The organism is Kribbella sp. NBC_01245 (assembly GCF_036226525.1).
Taxonomy (GTDB): Bacteria; Actinomycetota; Actinomycetes; order Propionibacteriales; family Kribbellaceae; genus Kribbella.
Genome location: NZ_CP108487.1, coordinates 5,219,352 through 5,238,983 on the forward strand (window position 1 = coordinate 5,219,352; position 19,632 = coordinate 5,238,983).

At 67.2% G+C, this 19,632-nt stretch carries 20 protein-coding genes; 12 read left to right on the forward strand and 8 right to left on the reverse strand.

Annotation, left to right across the window (positions count from 1 at the left end; all coding sequences use genetic code 11):
- Window positions 1-6: 6 nt before the first annotated feature.
- On the reverse strand, window positions 7-1,047 hold the full coding sequence (locus tag OG394_RS23480) for a hypothetical protein (RefSeq protein ID WP_328989195.1): 1,041 nt from the start codon (window positions 1,045-1,047) through the stop codon (window positions 7-9).
- Window positions 1,047-1,271, reverse strand: a complete 225-nt coding sequence (locus OG394_RS23485; RefSeq protein ID WP_328989196.1) for a hypothetical protein — start codon at window positions 1,269-1,271, stop codon at window positions 1,047-1,049. Before OG394_RS23485 ends, OG394_RS23480 begins: the two co-directional genes overlap by 1 nt.
- Before the next feature lie 240 nt (window positions 1,272-1,511).
- Here OG394_RS23485 and OG394_RS23490 point away from each other — a divergent pair, with 240 nt between their 5' ends.
- Genes OG394_RS23490 through OG394_RS23510 form a run of 5 tightly spaced genes read left to right on the forward strand, consistent with a single transcriptional unit; the run spans window position 1,512 to window position 6,914 of the window.
- On the forward strand, window positions 1,512-3,119 hold the full coding sequence (locus tag OG394_RS23490; RefSeq protein WP_328989199.1) for an ABC transporter substrate-binding protein: 1,608 nt from the start codon (window positions 1,512-1,514) through the stop codon (window positions 3,117-3,119).
- A 6-nt stretch (window positions 3,120-3,125) separates the two neighbouring features.
- Window positions 3,126-4,082: an ABC transporter permease gene (locus OG394_RS23495; RefSeq protein WP_328989200.1), complete on the forward strand. Its 957-nt coding sequence runs from the start codon at window positions 3,126-3,128 to the stop codon at window positions 4,080-4,082.
- The gene (locus OG394_RS23500; RefSeq protein ID WP_328989201.1) at window positions 4,079-4,972 is read left to right on the forward strand and encodes an ABC transporter permease; all 894 of its coding nucleotides are present in this window, start codon (window positions 4,079-4,081) and stop codon (window positions 4,970-4,972) included. The genes OG394_RS23495 and OG394_RS23500 overlap by 4 nt, the downstream gene beginning before the upstream one ends.
- Complete coding sequence (locus OG394_RS23505) at window positions 4,969-5,955, forward strand: ABC transporter ATP-binding protein (RefSeq protein ID WP_328989202.1); 987 nt, start codon at window positions 4,969-4,971, stop codon at window positions 5,953-5,955. The genes OG394_RS23500 and OG394_RS23505 overlap by 4 nt, the downstream gene beginning before the upstream one ends.
- Entirely contained in the window at window positions 5,952-6,914 is a 963-nt protein-coding gene (locus OG394_RS23510; RefSeq protein ID WP_328989203.1) for an ABC transporter ATP-binding protein, read from the forward strand. The genes OG394_RS23505 and OG394_RS23510 overlap by 4 nt, the downstream gene beginning before the upstream one ends.
- Here OG394_RS23510 and OG394_RS23515 read toward each other — a convergent pair.
- The gene (locus tag OG394_RS23515) at window positions 6,898-7,524 is read right to left on the reverse strand and encodes an SRPBCC family protein (protein WP_328989204.1); all 627 of its coding nucleotides are present in this window, start codon (window positions 7,522-7,524) and stop codon (window positions 6,898-6,900) included. The genes OG394_RS23510 and OG394_RS23515 overlap by 17 nt on opposite strands.
- Window positions 7,525-7,717: 193 nt before the next feature.
- Between OG394_RS23515 and OG394_RS23520 the strand changes: the two genes are divergently transcribed.
- Complete coding sequence (locus tag OG394_RS23520) at window positions 7,718-8,518, forward strand: NPP1 family protein (RefSeq protein ID WP_328989205.1); 801 nt, start codon at window positions 7,718-7,720, stop codon at window positions 8,516-8,518.
- A gap of 1,320 nt (window positions 8,519-9,838) precedes the next feature.
- Window positions 9,839-10,822 carry a GNAT family N-acetyltransferase gene (locus tag OG394_RS23525; protein ID WP_328989206.1) on the forward strand — a complete coding sequence of 328 codons (984 nt, stop codon included), beginning with the start codon at window positions 9,839-9,841 and terminating at the stop codon, window positions 10,820-10,822.
- 68 nt (window positions 10,823-10,890) lie between these two features.
- Here OG394_RS23525 and OG394_RS23530 read toward each other — a convergent pair whose 3' ends face one another.
- Window positions 10,891-11,031: a hypothetical protein gene (locus OG394_RS23530; RefSeq protein WP_328989207.1), complete on the reverse strand. Its 141-nt coding sequence runs from the start codon at window positions 11,029-11,031 to the stop codon at window positions 10,891-10,893.
- Window positions 11,032-11,272: 241 nt separating this feature from the next.
- On the opposite strand from OG394_RS23530, the gene acs reads away from it, so the two are divergent.
- Together acs and OG394_RS23540 are read left to right on the forward strand one after the other, a co-directional pair.
- Window positions 11,273-13,204 carry an acetate--CoA ligase gene (gene acs / locus OG394_RS23535; protein ID WP_328996861.1) on the forward strand — a complete coding sequence of 644 codons (1,932 nt, stop codon included), beginning with the start codon at window positions 11,273-11,275 and terminating at the stop codon, window positions 13,202-13,204.
- A gap of 178 nt (window positions 13,205-13,382) precedes the next feature.
- Window positions 13,383-14,432 (forward strand): M23 family metallopeptidase, encoded by a 1,050-nt coding sequence (locus OG394_RS23540; protein ID WP_328989208.1) that lies wholly within the window; start codon window positions 13,383-13,385, stop codon window positions 14,430-14,432.
- A gap of 34 nt (window positions 14,433-14,466) precedes the next feature.
- On the opposite strand, the gene OG394_RS23545 is transcribed toward OG394_RS23540, so the two are convergent.
- Entirely contained in the window at window positions 14,467-14,847 is a 381-nt protein-coding gene (locus OG394_RS23545) for a hypothetical protein (protein WP_328989209.1), read from the reverse strand.
- An 83-nt stretch (window positions 14,848-14,930) separates the two neighbouring features.
- A complete protein-coding gene (locus tag OG394_RS23550) occupies window positions 14,931-15,236 on the reverse strand; it encodes a GNAT family N-acetyltransferase (protein WP_328989210.1) in 306 nt (101 codons plus the stop codon).
- On the opposite strand from OG394_RS23550, the gene OG394_RS23555 reads away from it, so the two are divergent.
- Window positions 15,217-15,657, forward strand: a complete 441-nt coding sequence (locus tag OG394_RS23555; RefSeq protein ID WP_328989211.1) for a hypothetical protein — start codon at window positions 15,217-15,219, stop codon at window positions 15,655-15,657. The two genes, OG394_RS23550 and OG394_RS23555, sit on opposite strands and share 20 nt — an antisense overlap.
- A gap of 613 nt (window positions 15,658-16,270) precedes the next feature.
- Window positions 16,271-16,930: an SIS domain-containing protein gene (locus OG394_RS23560; protein WP_328989212.1), complete on the forward strand. Its 660-nt coding sequence runs from the start codon at window positions 16,271-16,273 to the stop codon at window positions 16,928-16,930.
- Between the two features lie 27 nt (window positions 16,931-16,957).
- Here the strand turns inward: OG394_RS23560 and OG394_RS23565 are convergent, their stop codons facing one another.
- On the reverse strand, window positions 16,958-17,719 hold the full coding sequence (locus tag OG394_RS23565; RefSeq protein ID WP_328989213.1) for a GntR family transcriptional regulator: 762 nt from the start codon (window positions 17,717-17,719) through the stop codon (window positions 16,958-16,960).
- 73 nt (window positions 17,720-17,792) lie between these two features.
- On the opposite strand from OG394_RS23565, the gene OG394_RS23570 reads away from it, so the two are divergent.
- The gene (locus tag OG394_RS23570) at window positions 17,793-18,737 is read left to right on the forward strand and encodes a glutathione S-transferase family protein (protein WP_328989214.1); all 945 of its coding nucleotides are present in this window, start codon (window positions 17,793-17,795) and stop codon (window positions 18,735-18,737) included.
- Here the strand turns inward: OG394_RS23570 and OG394_RS23575 are convergent.
- Window positions 18,726-19,601 (reverse strand): alpha/beta fold hydrolase, encoded by an 876-nt coding sequence (locus OG394_RS23575; protein WP_328989215.1) that lies wholly within the window; start codon window positions 19,599-19,601, stop codon window positions 18,726-18,728. The two genes, OG394_RS23570 and OG394_RS23575, sit on opposite strands and share 12 nt — an antisense overlap.
- Between the last annotated feature and the right edge of the window lie 31 nt (window positions 19,602-19,632).

Consider the following 19,632-nt stretch of genomic DNA (forward strand, 5'->3'; position numbering starts at 1 on the left):
ACGCGTTTACGAGACCGTCACCGCGGCCGTGATGGGCGAGGCGGTGCCGGAGTACCAGAGCACGCGACCGGCGGGCGTGGAAGCGGTGAGGGTCCAGCTGTACTTGCCCTTGGCAACCTTTGCGCCCGAGCCGGTTCGGGCATCCCAGCTGAGCTGTACGTCGCCGTTGCGAACGACGCACGGCATGATCCGTACCGCGGTGGTGCCTTTCTTGAAGGTCACCGTGCATTTGGACGGGTTCGCGGAGAACGGCAGCGAGGCGCTGAACTTCCCGGTCGAGGGGAACGACGCCGGGATCACTCCGTTGCCGAGGTAGCGCGCCCGAGTCGCCGGGCCGTCGACCGCTGCCACCCGGGCGGTCTGGTTCGCGTCGAGCCAGCCGATCCGATTGCCGTCGAGATCGAAGTGCACGGGTACGACGTCCCGGTCCCCGATGGCCAACGGCGGGATCCAGCCCGAGCTCGCCTTCGCGGGCAGGGTGCCGACTACGCGGACAGCGTTCGCGCCCAACGTCACGATCCGGACCTCGCGCCTCGAGAGCAGCGTGTCCAAGGCGAGATGGGTCGCGGAGAGATCGATCGAGATGGTTCCGCGGGTCGCGAAGCTCTTCACCGGACCGAGCACACCGGTGGCGCCGACCGTGCGGTAGGCGACGGTCTGCGCGCACGGCCAAACGCCCTCTCGGCAATCCGTCAGCCAGGCCACGAGGTTGCCGTACACCGCCACCTTCTTGATCTTCGGAGCGGACGCCACCAGAACGTCTTTGCCGGTGCTCTGGTCCCGGCGGCGGACCTCCGTACGGCCGGACTTGTCGGTGGAGTAGGCCAGGTAGTTGCCGAAGGCATCCACAGCGCCGTACGACCAAGGGTTGCTGTTCGGGCCCAACGCGTCGATCTTGCCGGTGCGAACGTCGTACAGGCGGTTGAACGTCGGCAACGGAGTGCCAGTGCCATAGAGAACGGCTCTCGTGCCGGATAGGCGCAGCACCAGGCCGTGCTCGACGTACCGGCCTGGCCCCTCGGCGTACCGCAAGGTGGGGCCGACCATCACGCGGTTGGCCGAGGCTCGTATCCCGTTCTGGTCGGCTGGGTCGTGTAGTCGTCCGGATCGAAGTCGGTGGTGTAGACCGCACCCGGCATCAGGGCTATTCCGAACTTCTTCACGCCGACGACGACCGATCCATCCGCCGAGGTGGTCTCGGTCGCGTGTGCGCCGGTCGGCAGGCTTGCGGCTAGGGCCGCGATCGCGGCGATCAGAGCTTTTGCGGACATTTCGGATTCCCCCCAAATAGGTGACTCTTCACCCACTCGATGCGACCTGGTCGCTGAAGGTTGCCGGCGTTGACCTTTCGGGCAAGCGTCCGCGGCAGGCGAAAAGGCCCATTGATAGATGCACCGAGTGGCTGGAAAGTTGCGATGGGTTTTTCCGCTTCGAGGCTCGCCGGAGTAGGCGGTCGCTGGCCCTGCGTGACGGTTACGGTCGAAGGACCACCGTCACTGCGAGGAGGGTCCATGCGTCAATTCCTGAGATCGGCCGCCGGTTTCGTGGGGGCGGTCGCCCTCTTGGCGACGGCCGCCTGTTCACCGCCGGAGAATTCGGGCGAGCAGGGCAAGGGCGGCAAGACCGTCACCACCGCGCTCGCGGCCGAGCCGGTCCACCTCAATCCGATGGGCCCGTTCGCGGCGGCCGACACCGCCGTACTGACGCTCTTGCAGGACACGCTGCTGGTGGCGGACCCGAAGGGCAAGTACCTGCCGCGCCTGGCCGAGTCGTGGACGATCTCACCGGATGCGAAGACCTTCACGTTCAGGTTGCGCCCGGGTCAGGTCTGGTCGGACGGTGAGCCGTTCACGGCCACCGACGTCGTCTTCACGCTGACGTCGTTCGCGCATCCGCAGGTCGCGAGTCCGCAGTCGACCCGGTTGTCGAATGTCGCCGGCTATGCCGATCTGCAGTCGGGTAAGGCGAAAACGCTCACCGGTGTGACCGCGCCGGACGACCACACCGTGCAGATCAAGCTCGCCAACCCGGACGCGGGATTCCTCTCGCTGCTGGCCGCGGGCATGTACTTCTTCATCCTGCCGGAGCACGTGCTCGGCAAGATCGAGCCGGCCAAGCTGATGAAGGACCCGTGGTTCCTCAAGCCGACGGCGTCGATGGGCCCGTTCACCTTCGGCGAGCTGCAGCCGGACCAGCGCGTGGTGGTGAACAAGAATCCCAAGTTCCGCACGCCGGTGTCCTTCGACCGGATGATCCTCAACATCCTCAAGACCGAGGTGGCCACCGGGCAGCTCGGCACCGGTGAGATCGACATCGCGCCGATCGGCCCGCTCGACCGCAAGAACGTCGAGAAGATGGAAGGCGTCCGCGTCGAGAGCGTCGAGTCGCCCGGGTTCAACCGGATCGCGCTCAACATGCGGCACGACTATCTGAAGGACAAGCGCGTCCGCCAGGCGCTCGTCTACGGCATGGACCGCCAGGGCGCGATCAACGCGGCCCTGGGCGGAAACGGCAAGATCCAGAACAGCGCGTTCATGACCGAATGGGCCAAGCCGGCCGGCCTCCAGGAGTACGCGTACAACCCGGACAAGGCCAAGCAACTGCTCGACGCCGCCGGGTGGGACCCGAACCAGGTGCTGATCGCGCCGTACGACCCGCTGCAGACGGACCGCGCCGCCGTACTCACCGTCCTCACCCAGAACCTCAAGAAGATCGGCGTCAAACTCCAGCCCACGCCGTTCGACCCGAGTGGCGGCTCGCCGCTGGAAGGCGACAAGTGGGACCTGTTCCTCTTCGGAGGCGGCGTCTATGGCATCGACCCGGCGACGCTGGTGCCGATCCTGACCTGCGAGCAGGCCTTCCCCAAGGGCGGCAACATTCCCGGCTACTGCAATCCCGAGCTCGACCAGGCGATGTCCGAGGGCGCGCGGACGGCGAACCAGGCCGCCCGGGCCAAGGCCTACCAGCGGGCCGCCAAGATGGAGAACGAGGACGTGCCGTACCTGTGGACCGCCCGGCCGACCGCGCTGACCGGCGTCCGCAATCGCATCCAGGGATACGTCGCCTGGGGCGATGCCGGCTTGAGCATGATCGACGTGGCCAAGTGGACGGTGAACTGATCCGCCGTGTTGAGGTATCTGGCGGTGCGGCTCAGCTCGATGCTGGCGGTGCTCGTACTCGTCAGCATCGGGCTGTTCGCGCTCGTGATCGCGGCACCGGGCGACCCGGTCACGTCGATGCTGTCGCCGGAGGAGCTCGGCAATTCGCAGGACTACATCGCGCAGCGCCGCCATGAGCTCGGGCTGGACCGCCCGCTTCCCCTGCAGTACGTCGCCTGGGCCGGACGCGTACTGCAGGGCGACCTCGGCACCTCGTTCGTGAACCAGAACCGGCCCGTCGCGCACCTCCTGCTCGAACGTCTCGGCCCGACTCTCGAATTGATGCTGACGGCAATGACCTTCAGCATTCTGCTCGCGCTGGTGCTCGGCGTCACCGCGGCCGCCCGCAAGAACAAGCCGGCCGACTATCTGATCAGTACGTCGACCATGCTGGTGATGAGCGTGCCCGCGTTCTTCCTGGGCATGCTGGCCATCTACGTGTTCGCCTTCCGGCTGCGGTGGCTGCCCTCCTCCGGGATGTCCTCGCCGTCGGATGGCGGTCTGGTCGATCTCCTCAAACACCTCATCCTGCCGGCCGGGATTCTGGCCATCCACGGTTGCGCCGGCCTCATCCGGTACGTCCGGGCGGGCCTGCTCGAGGAGCTCAACGCCGACTACGTCCGGACTGCGGTCGCCAAAGGCGCGGGACCGATGCGCGCGCGAATGCATGCCCTGCGCAACAGTCTGCTGCCGTTGATCACGCTGCTGATGATGAACGTGCCGGAGCTGCTCGGTGGCGCCGTGATCCTGGAGACGCTGTTCGCCTGGCCGGGCATGGGCCAGCTGACCCTGGCGGCGATCGGCAACCAGGACATCCCGTTGATCGTCGGCTTCGGCCTGATCGTGACGGTCCTGGTCCTGCTCAGCAACCTGCTGGCCGATCTGCTCTACCGGCTGGCCGATCCGAGGGTGAGGTTGCGATGACGCTGACTCCTGACCTCACCGGCGGCGGCCCGATCGACCCCGGTTCGGCGCCGGCCCGGATGGCCTGGGGCCGATTCCGCGCCAACCCGGCCGCGATGGCGGGCCTGATCGTGCTGACGTTGATGGTGTTCGCCGTGCTCGTCGTACCGGCTTTGTTGCCTTATGCCCCTACCGATATCGATCTGCGGCATATTCGCGAGGCGCCGTCGGGCGCGCATCTGCTCGGGACGGATGACGCCGGGCGCGACGTACTGGCCAGGCTGCTGTCCGGTGGGCGGATCTCCCTGCTGGTCGGGTTCGCCACGGCCGCGTCCGCACTGGCGCTCGGGACCTTCCTGGGCGTGGTGTCGGGATATCTCGGTGGCGTGATCGACCTGTTCATCACGCGTCTGACCGAGTTGTTCATGGCTGTGCCGAGTGTGCTGGTGGTGATCGTGCTCGCGGGGGTGCTCGGGCCGAGCGTGCCATTGCTGATCGGCCTGATCGCGTTGTTCTCCTGGCCGACGTCGTGCCGGATCGCACGCAGCGTTGTGCTGAGTGTGCGTGAACTGGAGTACGTCCAGGCCGCGCACGCCGCTGGGACGAAGGGCTGGCGCATTCTGGTCCGGCATTTGCTGCCGAACGTCATTCCTCAGGTCGCGATCTCCGGCGCGCTGCTAGTGGCGGGCGCGATCCTGGCCGAGGCGGGATTGTCGTTCCTCGGTCTTGGGGTGACACCGCCTGCGGCGAGTTGGGGCAACATGCTGCAGGAGGTCGGTTCGTTCACCAAGCTGACCGGTCTGCCGTGGTTGTGGTTGCCCGCCGGCGCGGCGATGTCACTCACCACGTTGTCGGTCATCTTCATCGGCGACGGTTTGCGTGACGCTCTCGACCCGCGGGGGTCGCGATGACTTTGCTCAGTGTGCGGGATCTCCGGGTCGGCTTCGACACCGTGTCGGGTCCGGTCGAGGCGGTGCGCGGCATCTCGTACGACGTACAGCGCGGCAAGATTCTCGGCATCGTCGGCGAGAGTGGTTCGGGCAAGACCGTCAGCGCGTTGTCGTTGCTACGCCTATTGCCGTCCAACGGGAAGATCCTCGGCGGTTCGATCGGGTTCGACGGGGTCGACCTGGTCACTGCGTCCGAGCGGGAGTTGCGGCAGATTCGCGGCGGCCGGATCGGCATGGTGTTCCAGGACCCGACCACCGCGCTCAACCCGGTGATCCGAATCGGCCGGCAGATCGACGAGGCCGTGCTGCTGCACAACCGCAAACTGACTCGGCGCGAGATCCGCCGCCGTACGCTCGAGACCCTCGACCTCGTCGGCGTGCCCGATCCCGCCCGGCGTGCCGAGCAGTATCCGCACCAGTGGTCCGGCGGGATGCGGCAGCGCGCGGTGATCGCGATCGCGCTGGCCAACGACCCCGACCTGGTCATCGCCGACGAGCCGACCACCGCGCTCGACGCGACGGTCCAGGCCCAGGTGCTGCAGGTCCTCACCGATGCCCGCGAGGCGCGCGGTTGTGCCGTCGTACTGATCACCCACGACCTCGGCGTCATCTCGGATATCGCCGATGACGTGGTCGTGATGTACGCCGGTGAGGTGGCGGAGGCCTGCCCGGCGTCGACGTTGTTCTCGGACAGCCGTCATCCCTATCCGCGCGCGTTGATGCGAAGCCGCCCAGGCTGGAGCTCTTCGGTCACGCGGTTGGTGCCGATTCCCGGGCGGCCGCCGGACTTGGCCTCGCCGTTGCCGGGTTGCCCGTTCCAGCCGCGGTGTGACCAGGCAGGCGACGACCCGGCGTGCGCGACGATCGACCCGCCGCTGATCGCGTTGACCGATCGCCATCGGACGGCTTGCCACCACCACGACCGGCTGGAGGTACTCGGATGACGCTGCTGTCCGTGCGGGATCTGGCCGTGCATTTCCCGGTACGCGAAGGCCTGGCGCTGCGTAGGTCCGTCGTAAGGGCTGTTGACGGCGTCTCGTTCGACCTCGCGCGGGGCGAAACCCTTGGCCTGGTTGGCGAATCGGGTTGTGGCAAGACGACGACGGGTCGTGCCGTGATGCGTCTGCTCGAACCGACGAGTGGGCGGATCTCGTTGGACGGCAGGGATATCACTCACGTCACCGGCGGCGAACTCGCTGGCCTGCGGCAACGAATGCAGATCGTCTTCCAGGATCCGTACGCCTCGCTCAATCCACGCATGACCGTGCGCCAGATCATCGCGGAACCCCTTATCGCACAGGGCCGTTGGCGTTCCGGCGGCGCTGCGCGGGTGACCGAGCTACTCGAATTGGTCGGCCTTCAGCCGCGTCACGCCGACTCGTACCCGCATCAGTTCTCTGGTGGCCAAAGGCAACGAATCGGTACGGCGCGCGCCCTCGCTTTGGAGCCGGAACTGCTCGTGCTGGATGAACCGGTGTCCGCGCTGGACGTCTCGATCCAGGCCCAGCTGGTCAACCTGTTCGTGGATCTGCGGGCGTCGCTGGATATGGCGATGCTGTTCATCAGCCACGACTTGTCGGTGGTGCGGCATATCAGCGACCGGGTGGCGGTGATGTACCTCGGGCAGATCGTCGAGCACGGGCCCGTCCGCGAGGTAATGGACGCGCCCGCCCACCCGTACACCGAGGCGCTGGTCTCCGCCGTACCAGGTGGACCGTCCGGGCGGGAGCGGATCGTGCTGACGGGCGATCTGCCGTCGGCGGCGAATCCCCCGACCGGCTGCCGATTCCGCACGCGTTGCTGGAAGGCGGACGACCAGTGCGTCGTACAGCCCGAGCTGCTGGAGTTGCAGCCCGGGCGTTTCGCTGCCTGCTGGCACCCCGACGTTAGACGTCTGGGCTGAACTGGGCCAGGGAGATGGTCTTCGCGGCGGCGATCTCCTCGTCGGTGGCGGTGCCCGAAGCGGCGATGGTCTGCACCCAGGCGTCGATGCAGCCCTTGGAGAATTGCTGGATCTCCAGGCTGTTCGCCTCGGCGAGCGGGTCGTTGTCGGCCGGCAATTCGCCCGCGAGGTACGGCCGGAGACCCATCAGCGTGAGGTCCCAACCGGGCCCGACGTACAACGCGCCCGAGCCGCTGCCCGTGATGGCGCCGACCGGTGCGGTGTGCTCGAGCTCGAGCACCGACGTGCCCTCCGCTCCCGCAGTGACGCGAATCTGGACGAAACCGTCCGGGCCGCCGAAGGTGACCTTGAAGTACGTCGGCGGCTCGCACTCGATCACCTCACCGCCGGCGTTGCCCTGGATCTGGTAGCTGCCGCCAACCTTGAACTCACCCGTCACCGGGGAGAACCAGCGAGCCAGCCGATCCGGCTCCGTCAGCGCGCTCCAGATGTCCTCGACCTCGGCCTGGTAGCTGCGCCGGACGAGCACAGCCACCTCTTCACCCGCACTTCCGGGCTGCCGCGCGACCTGGCGATGGATGGCGTTGACCTCGTTGATGATGTCGATCATGCGCCCCAGCATTGCAGCCTCTGCTTATATAAGTCAAGACCGATGCTGATCGCCAGAGTGTTGCGCCGACCTTCATGTCGCCGACATACTTCACGCCTTGAATAAATGGCACACTGCTTGCGACTCACGAACTGGTCCGTACCTATCAGCCCCGAACCACCGCCCGTAGTCAGCGGTCGATCAGGAGGACGCAGTGAATTCCACCCACCTCGAACGGTCCCGACCACGGCTCGGCGCGCGCCGGGCTCGCCGGGCCGCCATCAGCCTGGCCGGCGCGATCGCCCTCATCGCCGCCGTGCCGGTCGTCGCCCACGCCGACCCACCTCCCGCCCTTCCGCAGAACGCGGACGGCATGGAGCAGACCTACTCACCCGCCTACGACTACGACACCGACGGCTGCTACCCCACACCGGCCATCGGCAGCAACGGCGTCATCGCCACCGGCCTCGCGCTCGGCGGCCACATGAACGGCCAATGCCGCGACCAGTGGGACCTCGACAACACCAACGGCTATGCGCGCTACAAGTGCAACAACGGCTGGTGCGCCATCATGTACGGCCTCTACTTCGAAAAGGACCAGGCGTCGTTAGGCCCAGGCTCTGCCGGCCACCGGCACGACTGGGAACACGTGGTGGTGTGGGTCGAGAACGGCACCGCCCAGTACGTCTCCACCTCGCAACACGGCAGCTACGCCGTCCACCACCGCAACAACATCCGCTGGGACGGCACCCACCCGAAGGTCGTCTACCACAAAGACGGCCCCGGCACGCACTGCTTCCGGGCCGCCAACGGCAACGACGAACCGCCCGAAAACCACTACCACGGCTGGCAATTCCCCCGCCTCGTCGGCTGGAACGGCTACCCGGCCGGCCTCCGCGACAAACTCGTGAACGCCGACTTCGGCAGCGCCAGCTTCGCCCTCAAAGACGGCAACTTCAACGGCCAACTAGAAAAAGCCAAACCCTCCGGCATCCCCTTCAACCCCCACGCCTAACCCCTCCCCTCTCCCCCTCGCCGAGCAGGGCTCGCCCACCACCCGAACCCGCCGCAAGTAGTCACGTCACGACGCGCCACTCGTGCGGAAAAACGCCCTGCTCCCACCGGCCGCAGACCCCACCCCAAGCCGCACGATCAGACGCGGAATGCGCCCCCGAGCTAGCGCGATCGGACGCGGAATGCGCCCCCGAACCAGCACGGTCGGACGCGGAATGCGAACGTCCGGGCGGATCTGGGGACAACTCTCCCGCGAGGTGCCTTGTTACGTCGCGCGTGTGCAAACACAAGGAGGCACCTCGCGGGAAGGTCTTCCACAGATTGGCCCGGACGTGTGCGGTTCGGGGCTTATCGCCGGGGGCTCACTGTCCACAAGCCGCATTCCGCGTCCGACCGTGGCAGGGGTCTTTCCACACGAGTGGACGCGTCATGACGTGACCACTCGCGGCCGACTCGGCCGACGGGCGTTCATGCGTGGGCGGCGGGTTGAGCGCTGCGACGGTCGGACGCGGAATGCGCCCCGAGCCCGCACGGTCGGGCGTGGAATGCGGCTCACGCCCCGCACGGTCGGACGTGGAATGCGGCTCACGCCCCGCACGGTCGGACGTGGAATGCGGCTCACGCCCCGCACGGTCGGACGTGGAATGCGGCTCACGCCCCGCACGGTCGGACGTGGAATGCGGCTCACGCCCCGCACGGTCGGACGTGGAATGCGGCTCACGCCCCGCACGGTCGGACGTGGAATGCGGCTCACGCCCCGCACGGTCGGACGTGGAATGCGGCTCACGCCCCGCACGGTCGGACGTGGAATGCGGCTCACGCCCCGCACGGTCGGACGTGGAATGCGGCTCACGCCCCGCACGGTCGGACGTGGAATGCGGCTCACGCCCCGCACGGTCGGACGTGGAATGCGGCTCACGCCCCGCACGGTCGGACGCGGAATGCGAACGTGCGGGTGGATTTGGGGACAACACTTCCGCGAGGTGCCTTGTTGTGTGGCGCGTGTGCAACACAAGGAGGCACTTCGCGGGAGGGTTTTGCACAAATTGGCTCGGGCGTGTGCGGGTTGGGAGTTGGTGCCGTGGGCTTGGTGTCCACAGGCCGCATTTTGCGTCCGACCGTGGGAGGGGGTTCGGCTCGAGTGGGAGGGGGTTCGGCTCGAGTGGGAGGGGGTTCGGCTCGAGTGGGCGTGTTGTGACGGGGCCACTCGCGGGAGCAGGGTGTGGAGGAGCGGGAGGGGAAGGGGGAGTTGGGGTGGGGTTAATCGGTTGCTTGGGTGGGTGGGGGCGTGTTGGCTGCGGGGGTGATCAAGGTTGGTGAGGTGGATCCGTTTGATTCGTGTGCTTTTGGCGATTGGTATGACGCGTTGGCGACGGGGGCGCGGGCGGATCGGGAGGCGCCGGTTGTCTCTACGCTGAAGGCGTTGGCGTTTTCGCTGCAGAATCCGGGTGAGCGGCTTCGCCGGTTGGCCGTTGCCGCGGTCGAGGATGGGCAGACGGTTGGCGCGATGCTGTTCGAACTGCCGCTCGTCGACAACCTCACCAACGTCTCGGTCGAGATCGACGTACCACCCGCACATCGGCGCAAGGGCGTCGCGACGGCGCTTTGGGCCTGGGCGGTCGAACGTGCGGCCGCCGAGCAGCGCACGATCGTTCAGACCGAGATCAACGTGCCGCGCGGTTTCGGGTTGGACGAGTGGCCCGGCGCGGTGTTCGCGGCAAAGCTCGGACTGGTCAGCGAGAACACCGAGGACCATTTCGTCACGCGCCTGCCGTTCGATGCGGAGACGTATTCGTTGCTCAAGGCAAAGGCGCCCGCGCTCACGTCGTACCGGCTGATCTCTTGGGCTGGGAGTTGCCCGGAGGAGCAGTTGCAGGCGTACGCCGAGCTGCATTCGGCGATGGAGCGGGATGTGCCGAGCGGCGGGTTGACCCGCGAGGCGAGCGTCTGGGATGCCGAGCGGGTGCGGAAGAGCGAGGCCCGGTTGGCCGAGAGCTACCTGTCCCTGGTGACGTTGGCCCAGACGCTCGACGGCGAGCCCGCCGGATACACGTTGATCTACGTACCGCTCGACGATCCGGCGAATGTCCTGCAGGACGACACGTTGGTGCTGCGCGAGCACCGGGGCAACAACCTCGGCACCCACCTAAAGCTCGCCAACCTCGACCAACTCGCCGCCGCGCAGGATCACCACGGCTGGCTGCACACCTGGACGTCCGACGAGAACGGGCCGATGCAAAAGGTCAACGCCCGGTTCGGCTTCCGCCCGGTCGAGCAGATGCACGAGTTCGAAGGCACCATCTAACGCTTACCGCTGATAACCCGGCGCCGCTGTCGGCCCCCGAACGCCGACAGCCGGCCGAATTGCCGAGGTCAGGAGAAGATGGCGCGCCGACGGGCGACGCGGCGCTCGCGGGCGTGGACGCGGCGGCGGGCCTTCCGCGACAGCTTGCGCTCCGGCGGGACCACACCGAAGAGGGTGGGGAACGGCTGCGGCTGCTGGTCGAACGGCATCTGGCACTCCTGAACTCACTGGGCTGACAGAGGGTCAGATGCACGCGAAGGCGCGTCGGTTCCGCTTCAACACCAAGTTCCTGCAGACGGCACCAGTTCCGTCCCTGGTCCGGCGTTGGTAGAAAGGGGGTCGGGTGCGTACTGCGCCCTGACCTGTGCCTGTGTCGGATGACCGAGGAGTCCACGCGTGACCAGTTCCGATTCTGCCGGCCCAGCCGGTTCCGACGCCCTGTCGAACCTCATGCACGAGGAGCGACGGTTCGAGCCGCCGGCCGAGCTTGCCGCGAACGCCAACGTCAAGGCCGACGCCTACGCCGCCGGTGAAGACCTGGAGGCCTTCTGGGCCGAGCAGGCCAAGCGGCTGACGTGGGCCGTCGAGCCGACGCAGACGCTCGACTGGAGCAACCCGCCCTTCGCCAAGTGGTACGCCGACGGCAAGCTCAACGCGGCGTACAACTGTGTCGACCGGCACGTGGAGAACGGCCTCGGCGACCGCGTCGCGTACTACTTCGAGGGCGAGCCGGGCGATACCCGCGAGATCACCTACGCGCAGCTGAAGGATGAGGTCAGCAAGGCGGCCAACGCGCTGCTCGAGCTGAACGTCCAGCCCGGCGACATCGTCGCCATCTACATGCCGATGATTCCCGAGACGGTCATCGCGATGCTGGCCTGCGCCCGGATCGGCGCCCCGCACACGGTCATCTTCGGCGGATTCTCCTCCGAGGCACTGAAGGACCGGATCCTCGACTGCGACGCGCGCGTCGTGATCACCTCTGACGGTGGCTACCGCCGGGGGGCTCCGGCGGCGCTGAAGCCAGCGGTGGACGCCGCGCTGGCGGACTGCCATGACGTCCGCAATGTGCTCATAGTGAAGCGCACCGGCCAGGAGACCGCCGTCGTCGAGGGCCGCGACCTGTGGTGGGAAGACTTCGTCGGCAAGCAGTCGACCGAGCACACGCCGGAGGGGTTCGACGCGGAGCACCCGCTCTACGTCATGTACACGTCCGGCAGCACGGGTAAGCCCAAGGGCATTCTGCACACCACCGGCGGCTACCTGGTGGGGACGTCGTACACGCAGTGGGCCGTCTTCGACCTCAAGGCCGACACGGACGTCTACTGGACCGCGGCGGACATCGGCTGGGTCACCGGGCACAGCTACATCGTGTACGGCGCACTCGCCAACGCGACCACGTCGGTGCTCTACGAAGGTACGCCGGACACCCCGCACCAGGGCCGCTGGTGGGAGATCGTGCAGAAGTACAAGGTCTCCATCCTGTACTGCGCGCCCACCGCGATCCGGACGTTCATGAAGTGGGGCAAGGAGATCCCGGAGAAGTTCGACCTGTCGACGCTACGCGTGATCGGGTCCGTGGGTGAGCCGATCAACCCGGAGGCCTACATCTGGTACCGGGAGAACATCGGCGGCAACAAGGCCCCGGTCGTCGACACCTGGTGGCAGACCGAGACCGGTATGCACATGATCTCGCCGCTGCCCGGTGTCACCGCGGGCAAGCCGGGTGCGGCCATGAAGGCGATCCCGGGCGTGAGCGTCGACGTGGTCGACGACGCCGGCAAGCCGGTGCCGAACGGCTCCGGCGGCTATCTGATCATCGACAAGCCGTGGCCGGCGATGCTGCGGACGCTGTGGGGTGACGACCAGCGGTTCAAGGACACCTACTGGTCCCGTTGGCCGGGCGTGTACTTCGCGGGCGATGGCGCCAAGAAGGACGAGGACGGCGATCTCTGGCTGCTCGGCCGGGTCGACGACGTCATGAACATCTCCGGCCACCGGCTCTCCACCACCGAGATCGAGTCGGCGCTCGTCTCGCACCCGAAGGTGGCCGAGGCGGCCGTCGTCGGTGCGTCCGACCCGACCACCGGCCAGGCGATCGCGGCCTTCGTCATCCTCCGCTCCGAGGCGGGCGACGGCGGTCCGGATGTGGTCCAGGAGCTGCGCAACCACGTCGCCAAGGAAATCGGCCCGATCGCCAAGCCGCGCCAGATCATGGTCGTCGCCGAGCTCCCGAAGACCCGCTCCGGCAAGATCATGCGCCGCCTCCTCCGCGACGTGGCCGAAAACCGCGAGGTCGGCGACGTCACCACCCTCGCCGACTCCACCGTCATGGACCTGATCAAGACCAACCTCGAATCCGGCAAATCCGACGAGGACTGAGCCTCAAGTAACCCGCGACGGGACGCCTCTTGCGAGGGGCGTCCCGTTAGCGTTTGTAAGACCATTTGGTAAATGACTTACCGGCGGGTCGCGTTTATTGGTGGTAACTGTCGGGAAGGGTTGCGGTGCGCTCCATTGCGTTGCGGGGCGTCCCACCTCTTCGAAGGATGGTCCGCCCATGCGCAAACTTTCCCCATTCCGTACGTCGGTGGTCGTCGCCCTCGGCGTTGCCCTCGCGGCCGGGTCCAATCTCGCGGTCGCCGCTGACTCCACGTCGGCCGGAGGCTCGGCACTTCCCGTCAGCCTGCGGTCGTCCCAGCAGGCGTTGTCAGGCGAGTCGACCCGGGCGTTGGCCCAGGCCGTCGCGGCAGACGCGCTCGGGCAGAGCGCCGAGACGAAGGGCGTGGCCCCGGTCGAAGCCGCCGGGCGATTGGCCCGAGCCCGGCGCGAGGTGGTCGTCGACGTTCGTTCCGCCTCGGCCGGTTGGGCCCGAGGCGTGGCGTACATCGAGGCACCCGACAAGGAACACGCTGCTCCGCAGGGCTGGCTGTTCGTCGCGCGGCACGTCGACGGGCGTTGGGTCGCCGGGCTGGAGGGTGACCAGGAGTTCGCCGGTTTCGTGGCCGGCTCCCCGCTTGTCCAGGCCGCGGAGCGCGCCACCCTCAAGGCGTTCGCGGAGAAGAAGGCGACCACGTCGGCGTACGGCACTCTCGCCGTGACCGGCCTGCTGCTGCCGTGGATGCCGGACTACTACATGACGATGTCCGGCGGACCGCACGCCTGGGATGGCGGCTCCGGGCCCTGGAGCAGCATGGACTTCGCGGGCGGCAACGCCAGCGGCATCGTCCGCTCGTCGGGCTCCGGTACGGCGACCTCGATGTGCGGCGCCGGCGGCGGTTGGACCCGAGTGATCCACCCGAACGGGTTCTCGACCGACTACTACCACATGCGCAGTACGACCTACTACAACGGAACGGCAGTCGGGCGCAGCGCGTACCTCGGCGTCATCGGCGTCGACGTCTGCGCCGGTGGAGCGGCCTCAGGAGCCCACGTCCATTGGGGTTTGCGCACGTACGACGCCGCCATGAACGGCCAGTACACGAACCTCCACGGCCGCGGGATCGGCGGCTGGACCTTCTACCACGGCTCGGCGCAGTACGGCGGCTACGCGACCCGCCTCGGCGTCGTCGCCTATCCCGGCCACGCCATCTACAACCGCTTCAGCTGATCCCGCCACCCGGCCCCTTGCCCACAGCGAGTTGTCAGGTGGGGAGGTAGGTGGGCCACCAGGGTGGGACGTTGCCGGGGCAGATCGGGGCCACGGACCAGGCGGGCGTACCGGCCCAGGAGAAGAGGGCCAGGTCGGCGATGGTGATGGCGATCAGGGCGGCGAGCAAGGGCTTGAAGAACTTGCCGCCGCCTTTGCCCTTCTGGGACAACTGGAAGACGACGTTGAAGAGGACCATGTTCACCACCATCGCCACGGGCACGCCCACGAAGAGCAGGGTCACGCCGTTGCCAACGTCGTTGATCTGGACGTTGCACGTGTCCCAGGCCCGCCGGGTCACCGTCAGCAGCCCGACCGCAGCCCCGCCCCCGACCACCAGGGTCAGGAACGACAAGACCTTCGCAGGATTCGCCATGCGCGTCACCGTAAGCGCTAGCGGGTGCCTTCCGCACGCCTCGGTGGCCCAGCGCGGCGAGTTGGCCCGGTTGCGCAGCCGGTCTAGCGATAGCGCAGCCAGCGGTACGGCGTGGGCTGGTCGCTGTTCCACTCGTCCGCGTCGGCGGCCGGGACGTCGGTGAAGCCCGCGCCGAGGTAGCTGCGCAACGCGGGCGCGTTGTCGGGATGGACGCGCAGGAAGATCGCCGGGTAGTGCTTGAGAGCTTCGGCAACGAGTTCCGCGATCAGGCGACGGCCAACGCCGCGCCCCCGCAGCGAGGGACGGACGATGAGGTGCGCGAGCTCGACCTTTTCCTCCAATGCCACTCGAACACGGGAGACTAGGCCCGTGACCGTTATCGCCGCCATCGTCCATGCCGGATTGGCCGCCGCCTGGGTGGGCGGAATGGCCTATTCCCTGTTCGTCGTACAACCCAAACTGCGCAGGTATTTCGGCCCGGACGAAGACGGCCGCGAGGCGCTCACCATGATGATTGCCGCGGGCAACCGCTGGAAGGTGATCGGCCTGATCGGCGTGATCGCGGCGACCGGCGCATTCCTACTCTGGTTGACGTCGTCGCCCCTGTGGATCCACCTGGTCAAGGTAGTTTTGTTGCTCGCGGCAACCGCAATCTTCTGGTACGTCTCCTGGCGGCACTGGCCCCGCCGCGTCTTCGCCACCAGCACCGAACTCCCCGCCTTCCAACGACGCCTCCGCCTCCTAGCGTCGACCATGCTCGCTCTCACCGCCACCGCATTCGCCCTCGGCATCGCCGCCTCCCACCTCTGAGGGCGACAAGACAAGGATGCGATCGCGGAAAGCAGGTTGAAAGTGCAGATCGATACCTTGTCGCCGCCAGCCGCCAGCCGCACCGCGCCGAGGGGAGCCTTGAGTCTGCGTATTCACTTCAGCAGCGCCGACGTCGCCCGGACGACATTCGCCAGTGAACCGGACGCGCTCTGGGAAACCTTGCTCAGCGTTCATATGGTTCAGTCGAACGACGCCACCCATATCTTTTCTGATTGGCGCCGCAGGGTTAAGAGTCGCCTCGACGGGTCAGATGAGCTCTTGCTGAGCATCGCGCCACCGCGCGGCTATTCGCCTGACTTTCTGACGCCGGAACACACCGCGTCCGATCTCCAAGCCGGCCTCCGCGCCCTGGCCCGCACTCCCTTCGGCAGAATAAGGACCGAGTTGGACCAGCTGGGTCAGGAGACCGCGGTGCCGAACTGGGCCTGGTCCATGGCACACGGCGATGCCGCGATCCTGCGCGAGCTGACCTCGGCGGTGGGGGCTGCCGATCGAGCCAATTCGCCCGGCTCCGAAATGCCCTGTCCGGCTTTCGTCGGGAACCGAACTCTGAGCACCTCTAGATCTGGAATAGACCAGTACGCTGCATCGTATGACTGCGCAGACGTACTTGGGTCAAGCGATGGCGATCGCGCGCCGGGCGGTGGATACCCAATTGGAGGCGATTCGCGAGGCCGCCAAGCTGGTCGTCGACGGCAAGACGTTCTGGGTGTTCGGGACCGGGCACAGCCATGTCATCGCCGAGGAGCTGTACGGCCGAGCGGGCGGACTGGCCGACGTGCGGGCGGTGCTGGAGCCGGGGTTGATGCTGCACGAGGGGTTGCGGAAAAGCTCGTTGCTGGAGAAGTTGGGCGGCCTGGCCGACGTACTGCTCGAGGTGAACGAGATCGCCGCCGGGGACGTCGTCCTGATCGCGTCGAACTCGGGCCGCAACGCCGTACCGGTGGAGTTCGCGATCGGCGCCCGCGCCAAAGGGGCGAAGGTCATCGCGTTGACCTCGATGGCGCACAGTACTGCGGTGGAGTCGCGCGCGGCGAGCGGGAAACGCCTGTTCGAGGTGGCGGACCTGGTGATCGACAACTGCGGCGAACCGGGCGATGCCATCGTCGCGATCGAGGGCAGCCCGGAGAAGACCGGGTCGACGAGCACGTTCGTCGGCGCGCTGCTCGTTCAGGCCCTCGTGGTCGAGGTCGTCGCCAACCTGACCGCCCGCGGCATCACGCCGAACGTCCTCCGCAGCCTCAACGCGTAGAGCCGAGACGCCTAAGGCCCGAGACGGCTAGGTCGCGCGATAGGCGATCGTCACGTCGTACCGGTCGGAGCGGTAGATCGAGCGGCCCGACTCGATCACGTCGCCCGAGGCGGTGCGCGGGTCGGACGAGATGATCAGGCACGGCGTATTCGCGGCGATACCGAGCAACTCGGCGTCCACCGGATCCACCGGCGACGCGACCACCGAGGCCGAGACGAGCCCGAGTACGACGCCCCAGCGCTCGGCCAGTTCGCCGTACAGCGAGAGCGTGCCGAAGTCGAGTTTCTCCAGCCCCGGGTAACGCCGCAGCGACAGGTTGGTCCGCTCGATGGCCATCGGTTCGCCGTCGGCCGTGCGTAGGCGGACCAGGCGCAGCACCGACGTACCCTCGGGCTCTTCCAGTCGCGCGGCCAGTTCGCCGGTGGCGGTGATGACGGCGTGGTCGAGCACCTTCGAGCCCGGGGTGAGCCCGCGCGCGAGCATGTCGCGGCTGAACGACGACGCGACCATCATCTTCGGCGGCGGCGTCTCCGCGACGAACGTGCCACCACCCGGGCGACGCGCGGCCCGGCCCTCGGCCACGATCCGGTCGACCTCCTGGCGGACCGTCATCCGGGCCACGCCGAGGCGTTCGGCGAGCACCCGTTCAGACGGGAGCACGCTGCCGGCCTCGAGGGTGCCGGTCAGCCGGTGCAGGATTTCGCGGATCTGATCACCCTTCGGCCGGTCGGTGCTGAGTGCGGTCGGCAGCTCGGCCAGTTCACCGGGATCGTTCCTCGGACGGGACATGAGGTAAGTATCCGCCGCCGAGGCCCAGTTTCGCGTTACCGGGGTACTACAAGCCGCGACTAGGCTCCAACGTATGGCTCAGTTCACCGCGGAGACTGCCAAAACGGGCGAGTGGAAACGACAGCCCAACGCCTTCACCGACCGGATCAGCCGGGATTCCACCTCGGCGCCGGGCGAAGGTCCGGACGAGCATCGCCGTTGGCCGGTTGAGCCCGGGCGTTATCGCCTCGTCGTCAGCCTGGCCTGCCCGTGGGCCCATCGCGCGCTGATCGTCCGGCGCCTGCTCGGGCTCGAGGAGGTGATCAGTATGGGCATCGTGGATCCGATCCGCGACGAGAGCGGCTGGCGCTTCACGCTCGACCCGGATGATCGCGATCCCGTGCTGGGTATTCGCTATCTCGCCGAGGCGTACAAGGGCACGGACCCGGGCTACGAGGGACGCGTGACCGTGCCGACGATCGTCGACACCCGCACCGGGCTCGTCGTCACGAACGACTTTCCACAGATCACATTGGACTTCTCCACCGAATGGACCGACTTCCACAAGCCGAACGCGCCGCGGCTGATCCCCGACGATCGCGCCGAGATGGATCAGCTGATCGAGGAGATCTACCGCGATGTGAACAACGGCGTCTACCGCTGCGGGTTCGCCACCAGCCAGGAGGCTTACGAGGCTGCGTACGACGCGTTGTTCGCACGGTTGGATGAGTTGGAGGCCCGGCTGGCCGATCGCCCGTACCTGCTGGGCGATGACCTGAGCGACGTGGACGTTCGGCTGTTCACCACGTTGGTGCGGTTCGACGCGGTTTACCACGGTCACTTCAAGGCCAATCGCCAGAAGCTGACCGAATTCCCGAACCTCTGGGCGTACGCCCGCCGCCTCTACCAACGACCCGGCTTCGGCGAGACGGTCGACTTCGACCAGATCAAGCGCCACTACTACGTCACCCACAACACCATCAACCCGACGGGCATCGTCCCGAAAGGCCCTGATCCCGCGGCCTGGCTAGCGCTTTAGCAGGTCCTGTACGGCGTCGCTGACCGCGTCGGGCCGGGCTAGCGCGATCGTGAGGTGGGACGCGTCCGGCAGGATCCGGTGTTCGCCTTGCCGGGAGGTGATGGCGTCGTACAACCGGCGACTGGCTTCGACCTGCTCGCGGACCAACTCCTCAGGCTGGAACATGGTCTGACTGGCATCGACGGCCGCACCGGAAAGGACGATGAGCGGGACGTCCGGCAGCGGTCCGCCTGCGCGGAGTTCTTCGAGCAGGCGAAGGACGTTCAGCCCTTCCTGCATCCCGGTCGACAGTCGTTCGGGGCTGATGTGTTTGTCGAGCACCAGCTCGCGAACGGACTCCGGCAAGAGGCCGAAGACCGGCGAATACAAGGCCCGCAACTGCGCGACGAACTCGTCGGTGAGCTCGGGCAGCGCGAAGTCTTCGGTGGTGTTGGCCGCCATCTTCAGGTGCTCGGGCATGTAGTCGTCGTAGTCCTGGTGCAGCGGATCGAGCAGCAGGATGGCGGCGACCTCATCGGGGAAGCGCTGCGCATACCGCTGGGCGTACGCGCCGCCGAGGGAGTGCCCGACCAGGACGTACGGCCCGGGCAGCTTCGCATCCAGCAGCAAGGTGCGCAGTTCGTCAGTCACGTCGTCAAGGCTCCGCGGCAGCTCGACGTCGTCGCTCCACCCGGTGCCGGCCCGGTCGTACAGGAACGACGTCGCGAACTCCGCCACCCGCTCATGTGCCAGCAGATAGTCCAGCGCCATGCCGCCGGCGCCAGGCAGGAACACAACCGGCTCTCCCGTGCCCGATTGGTGTGTCCAGAGCCGGCGGCCGTTGACGTCGAGGTGTTGACCCAGCCCCGGATTCGTTGATCTCATAATTGAGAATGGTATCAACCATGAGATGATG